The 880-nt window shown below is 57.2% G+C and carries 2 protein-coding genes; both read right to left on the minus strand.

Translation table 11 applies throughout. The features are described 5' to 3' along the window. Window positions 1-396, minus strand: a 396-nt coding sequence (locus B3605_RS05290; protein WP_296433109.1) for a GDP-mannose 4,6-dehydratase, incomplete at its 3' end; no start/stop codon positions are given. Window positions 397-446: 50 nt separating this feature from the next. Beyond that, a partial coding sequence (locus B3605_RS05295; RefSeq protein ID WP_296433111.1) for a sugar transferase occupies window positions 447-880 on the minus strand: 434 nt, incomplete at its 5' end.

Here is an 880-nt window from a genome sequence, read left to right on the forward strand (position 1 = left end):
CTCGTCGGTCGAAACGTGCAGAAAGCGGAAATCGGATTTGGTCTCAAGGCCAGTCCAATAGGCGCGCGCGGCTTCCAGCAGACGAAACGTGCCCAGAATGTTTGTCTGAATAAAATCTTCCGGGCCGTGGATCGAGCGATCCACATGGCTTTCCGCGGCGAAGTTTACAACCGCGCTTGGCTTGTATCGCGTGAAGAGATCGCTCAGAAGCGCTGCGTCGCCGATGTTGCCATGCACGAAGATATGGCGCGGATCCTTCTCCACAGACCGCAAGTTATTCAAATTTCCGGCATATGTCAGCGCATCGAGATTGACGATCGGCTCGTCGTGTTGCACCAGCCAATCCAATACGAAGTTCGAGCCAATGAATCCGGCTCCCCCAGTGACAAGTATCATCGCCTACGCACCTCTCAACCAACGCAAACACCAGGATTGACGACGAAATCTCAGTAGACGTTGCTCCGATCCCGCAAGCCGATCGCCGTCATCACGACGATCCTGAGATCAAGCCACAACGACCAGTTGTTGATGTACCAAATATCATGCCGCACGCGGTCAGCCATCCTGTCGACGGTCGGCGTCTCGCCCCTGTGCCCATTGATCTGCGCCCAGCCCGTCAGGCCCGGCTTCACATGCCGGCGAGAAGCGTATTGGGCGATCAGTGTTCCATAGAGATCGTCATGGGCCAACGCATGTGGACGCGGGCCGACCACGGACATCTCGCCGCGCAAAACGTTCCAGAACTGCGGTAGCTCGTCGATGCTAGTCGAGCGTATGAAGGCACCGACACGGGTTACGCGCGCATCGTTGCGTGTCGCCTGGCGGATAACGCCGGAATCTTCCATCACGCTCATGCTGCGGAACTTCAGAATCCGGAACG

The sequence above is a fragment of the Rhizobium sp. UBA1881 genome, from assembly GCF_002338015.1.
Lineage (GTDB): Bacteria > Pseudomonadota > Alphaproteobacteria > Rhizobiales > Rhizobiaceae > Rhizobium.